Annotated in this window: 6 protein-coding genes; all 6 read left to right on the top strand. The window is 30.2% G+C overall.

Features of this window, described 5'->3' with window-relative positions:
• Positions 1–1,071 precede the first annotated feature (1,071 nt).
• The 6 genes from ACKI3D_RS09605 to ACKI3D_RS09580 all read left to right on the top strand — a co-directional run bounded on the left by ACKI3D_RS09605 (position 1,072) and on the right by ACKI3D_RS09580 (position 5,192).
• Positions 1,072–1,248, top strand: a complete 177-nt coding sequence (locus tag ACKI3D_RS09605) for a hypothetical protein (protein WP_292781533.1) — start codon at positions 1,072–1,074, stop codon at positions 1,246–1,248.
• Complete coding sequence (locus ACKI3D_RS09600; RefSeq protein ID WP_407394057.1) at positions 1,178–1,915, top strand: hypothetical protein; 738 nt, start codon at positions 1,178–1,180, stop codon at positions 1,913–1,915. Before ACKI3D_RS09605 ends, ACKI3D_RS09600 begins: the two co-directional genes overlap by 71 nt.
• An 81-nt stretch (positions 1,916–1,996) precedes the next feature.
• Positions 1,997–2,860 (top strand): hypothetical protein, encoded by an 864-nt coding sequence (locus ACKI3D_RS09595; RefSeq protein ID WP_407394056.1) that lies wholly within the window; start codon positions 1,997–1,999, stop codon positions 2,858–2,860.
• Between the two features lie 294 nt (positions 2,861–3,154).
• Positions 3,155–3,472 carry a hypothetical protein gene (locus ACKI3D_RS09590; protein ID WP_407394054.1) on the top strand — a complete coding sequence of 106 codons (318 nt, stop codon included), beginning with the start codon at positions 3,155–3,157 and terminating at the stop codon, positions 3,470–3,472.
• A gap of 120 nt (positions 3,473–3,592) precedes the next feature.
• A complete protein-coding gene (locus tag ACKI3D_RS09585; RefSeq protein ID WP_407394052.1) occupies positions 3,593–4,465 on the top strand; it encodes an ABC transporter ATP-binding protein in 873 nt (290 codons plus the stop codon).
• Positions 4,455–5,192: an ABC transporter permease subunit gene (locus tag ACKI3D_RS09580; RefSeq protein WP_407394051.1), complete on the top strand. Its 738-nt coding sequence runs from the start codon at positions 4,455–4,457 to the stop codon at positions 5,190–5,192. Before ACKI3D_RS09585 ends, ACKI3D_RS09580 begins: the two co-directional genes overlap by 11 nt.
• Positions 5,193–5,407: the final 215 nt, after the last annotated feature.

The following is a 5,407-nucleotide window of genomic DNA, read 5'->3' as shown; positions in this document are numbered from 1 at the left end:
AATCAGATAACATTAACGACAGAATTCTATCAATATACATTCATTTTAACTAATACATACAATTAGTTGTAATCCTATTCATACCAAATGTTAGTGATTATTATAGGAAAAATAAAAGAAAAAAAATTGAGAAAAATCATTAATAAATTACGAAAATATTCTCAAATACAAAATTTAATTAATTAGGCAAATTATTTTGAAAAAAAATACGAAATGTTCGTATAAAACTTATAAAAAAGTTCCGATACTTATCGATTCGGACCACTAAAACTCTGCTAAAAAATTTATTTTTTGATAATGATAAAATTTTTGGAAGGCCTTTGTTGGCATTATTATTTCATTTATATAAACAATATAATAAAAAGGATAATAAAGCTCTATTAGGTCTGAAACATTAATTTAATGCTTACTTAGGCATTTCCGATTTATACATTTGACTTTTTTTATAGACAATTTATGTTTTAATGTTTAGCAAAATTTCCAAAAATACAAGGCTTATGGACACAATTTTTTCTCAAAAAAATGAACAGTTTAACAATAAATACTAATAGAAATGTTTATATATCCAAATTTACAAACTATCAACTAGCCTCCACCATTGAAAGCAATTCTACGAAGTGAAATCAACTTTTCACGGTAAGACAACTTTTTTTGGTGAGGTCTGAAAATCAATTAAAAGAGGTAAAATATCAAGAAAGTAACGAGAAAAATAGATCATAAAAAAGGATTATAAAAAAATAATTTTATTATGAATAACGAGCTTATAAATATTATTTTTTAATATAATCCTAAGGTCAGTCAAGAAAAATAGAAATAGTTAAACAGAGCCGACAAACTTTGTTAAAAATTAATATTTTCCAAAACTTAACCTAATATCTAGTTTATTTTAAGGAATATATAAAGATTTTTAAATCCAAAAGAGCAAAGCTTATCTTATTCTAAATATTCGCTAAAGGATGGAAATACTAATTTTTCTCCAATGCTATTTTTATTTTTCAAAGACTTCCAAAAGAGCGACTTAGACTGTTGATTGTATAACTCCCAATGATGGAGAAAAATAGGAGAAAAATCATGTTAAAAGAAGAAATTGATGGAGTATCATATGTTTATGTACCAAAGGATCTGTGGGATAGAATGTGGGAAATATTAGATAGACTTGAAGAACTAGGGAATAGATATGACAAATATAGCGGAATTACCAACAAAGGATACAATAACACTTATCATCAACAAAAAGAATGTAGATAAGGTTACCTATGTATTCAAAAACAAGTACGGCAATAAGATTGGAGAATATGAAAACAGATCTCCAGCTACATTATCTTCCAGGAGTAATGTCGCAAGACAGTTCAAACAAATCATAAATCCAAAAGGTGATATGAAACCAAACCTGTTCAATAATCAGTTCACAGAACTCAAACAGCTCTTGCAGCTTCACTATGAAAATGAACTATTAATCATTAAACAGGAAATAGCTGACAAAAAGCAAGCTGAGCAGGAAAAGGATATTGTTAAATTAAAGGAAGCTATCACTAAACTACAATCATTGGATTATCCTTTGATTTATATTGGCAGTATTGTTGAATGGTTTACAGCAGGCGAGCGAAACAACATATTGTATGCATTTACTGTATATGCAGGACAAGTTGTTTTGGGAAGTCCAGTATCTGTAATATGTCTTGGTGAAGCAAGCAGCGGAAAATCCCACATTCAGGAAACCGCATTAAGATTAATTCCAAATCAATACATTGTCAATGAAAAGAAAATCACTGAAGCAGCACTCTTCAATCGTGCCAAAAAAGATGAGTATTTCTATGACGGTAAGATTGTCAACTATGGTGACATGGGCGGAGTCAATGACCATGATTTTATGGAAGAGTCAAAAAATCTCATGAAGGAACTGCAGTCAGACTGATTTCTAAACAAGCCGTTAAGCATTCCGGACGGTGAAGGAGGATGGGATGTAAGGGATTTAAAACTTAAGGGTAGACCCTGCTTGACATACACTACAATACCCAACCACAATTTCGATGAGCAAGAAATGAGCAGAAGCATATTCATAACTCCAAGAATGGACAACAAGGAAATATTCAATCTCAGAAACACCGCATTGGAATTCAAGCATGGTAAAAGCTACAAGATCCTAAAACAATATGAAAGTGACGCCGACCTTGTGCCATATATGCTGCTGCACCTTAATGAAGTGTTTAAGGACATTGTAATAATAAATCCCTATGTTTACTTTGTCATTAACTTCTTAAAAAATTCAAATTTCTATAAAAGAGATTTTGATAAGTTCAATGGCATATTGAAAACAATAACTGCCTTAAATTACTATAACCATGAAATCCATGACATTGACGGTGAAAGGGTAATCCTTACCAATATTGCAGACGTGCAGCAATTCATGAGCTTATTAAAACCATACAGGGAAAGTATATCTGCAAACCTGGCACCTAAAGCGGTTGAGGTCTTAAATGACATCAGAAACAATATAGATGACTGGATGGAGCAAGATGATTCGGAAGCATTGAGCTTGGGAATTACAACCAACCAATACTTCTCACTCCAAAATCTTGGATTGAGCAAGGATTCAGTCAAGAAATACATATATGAACTGGCAAACAAGGGATTTCTTCAGGTAACTGATCAATCCGGCAAATCCAATGTATATGACTTGACTAAAAGTGAAGTTTCATACATAAATGATGATTTAAAGCACATTGACGATACCGTACATCAAATCATCTGCCGTGAGGTTGGAGAATGGGTTATAGACATTATGCTGGAAGATAAGTTTGTAGAGGATTTAAGCATTATGAACTTTGATGATGAAGTGAAAAAGCCACCGTGGCTATAAAAACCATGAAGACCTGAAAAGACTTTTTGAAAAGTCTTTTCACAAAATGGTTTAAAATCGTTTTTAAGTTAATTGAAACAATATATATCGGTTTTGTGGTGCTTTGTTATTTGAAAAAACCATGATTTTGAAGATATGTGATGAAGTTTAAATATTGTCCCATGTCTTTAGAAAAATAGTCTTTTCAAATTGAAAATTTCATAATAACTATTATTTTGAGTATTGAAGACTTAAAAACCCTTGTTGAAAATACTTCGCGAAAAGTCTTCATGGTCTTTACAAATTAAAGGTATTATGAAATCCATAAAACAGCAAATAATCAAAGCTAATCAGGAAAAAATAGAAAGGGAAAATGAATTGTGGTTCGTGGATTACTGCAACAACTGCAAAACAGGACTAGCCTTTAAAAATGATGTTCCCTGCCATCATCCATATTACTGCTGGCATGAAGGCGAACCAGCCATTGTTCAGGCAGGCATTGTCAGGATAGATGAGTATCGAAGACTATATGGATACGTTACAGCACAAATGTATGAAGAATATAAACAATTAAGAAAAAGACAACGACAATTAATATGGCACGGCAGAAGAAAATTGCTTGGAGGTCGATGACCTTATAATTTGAATAATTAACTGATAGCCATTATGTAGAATACCCACCTCAAGATAATAGATTTCCAATAGGAATATATAAAAATAAATTTCAATAAACAAATTATTGGTGATAATTTTATGGATACAATTGTTTCTATAAATGATGTTCATAAAAAATTTGATAAAACTAATGTTTTAAGTGGAGTTACAATTGATATTCCTAAAGGATCCATTTGTGGTCTTGTTGGTCCAAATGGCGCTGGGAAAACAACATTGTTAAGAATTATCGCCTCACTTCAAAAACCTAATTCTGGCCAAGTTAAAGTCAATGCTGATGTTTTCAGTGCATTGATTGAACAGCCTGCTTTATTTTACGAATTAAATGCAGTTGATAACATTAATCAACAATTAATTCTATATGGACTTGAAAACGAATGCAACCCAATGGACTTCCTGGAATATGTTGGTCTTGAAGATACTAAAAAGAAGAAAGTGAAAAATTTTTCATTGGGTATGAAACAAAAACTAGCTATTGCCATGATGTTGGTTGGAAATCCGGAATTAATTATTTTAGATGAACCAATGAACGGTTTGGATCCTCAGGGAATTATCAATCTCAGAAATCTAATTCTGAAACTGAATAATGATGGAGTGACATTTTTAATTTCAAGTCATCTTCTTTATGAACTTGAAAAGATTGCTACTGATTTTATTTTTATTAATCATGGAGAAATCATCTCTAAAATGACTATTGATGAATTCTTGGAAATGAATAAAGGATATATTCAATTAGAAGTCAATGATACTGATTTGTTAAAAAAAGCAATGGAAGATTTGAAAATTCCATTCGTTGAAGTTGATGATTCTAAAATGAACATCTATACTAATTATACAATCACTGATTTAATAATCAAACTCAATAGCTATGGTTGTATTGTCAGGAGATGTTTTAATGTTGAAAATACTTTGGAAGACTTTTTTATAGGGTTGATGAGAGAAAATGATGAATAGAATTCTTAAAGCTGAACTGTACAAAATTACTCATGAGAAATGGATGATATTAGCTTCAGCATGCATGATTATATTTTCCATTGGATTTATTGCCATGCAAAAGACAGCAATGACATATACAGTCGGAATAGACCGAGTTGTCTTTTTGCCGATGGTAATGTATGGGATTGTAATAGCTACATTAATTAGTGTTTTTGTATCTGAAGAATTCGATGACGGTTTTATCAAAAACAAAATAATTGTTAACGGCAATCGCAGCGAAATATATCGTATGGGGTTATTGTCAAATTTCATTGCATCATTAATAGTCTATTTAATAGCTAATTTATTTACATTGATTGTTTCATATTTCTTATTTTCCGTAAACATTACTATTGTGGATTATCTTTTATATTTCATGTTTGGAATCTTTATAATGTTGGCATTCTTAGGGGTTTTCTATTTAATATCCATAATTGTTGCTAAAAAATCAAAAGCTATTATTATGAATATGGGTTTGGCATTTATACTGTTGATTATTGGTATGATAATGAATGGAATGTTAATGTTGGACAATAATTTTTATATTGGATTACTTTATGATTTAAACCCTTACGGGCAGATTGCACAGTTAACAGCAATGAACTGTTTTAACATGTTAAGATGCATTATAATTGACGTAGTTCTTTTTATCATATTTTCAATATGCGGTATAAAATATTTTAATAAAAAAGATATTATGAACTAAATTGATAATATAATATATTCTGAGGATATTAATTTATTAAAAAAATTACCAAAAAATAAATTAATATTTAAAAGGAGTTGTGCAAATGGTTAAAGATACACCATTAGGAAGAGTTGAATCTAAATTTAATGAGGATTTAATCAAATATGCTAATTTAGTAGGTTTATCAAAAATAGGATTGATAGAAGAACTATTTAATAAAGAATTTAATCGAA

Source organism: Methanobrevibacter sp. (assembly GCF_045586545.1).
In the GTDB taxonomy this organism is placed as follows: domain Archaea; phylum Methanobacteriota; class Methanobacteria; order Methanobacteriales; family Methanobacteriaceae; genus Methanocatella.
This window is presented reverse-complemented; position numbering and strand designations above follow the sequence as displayed.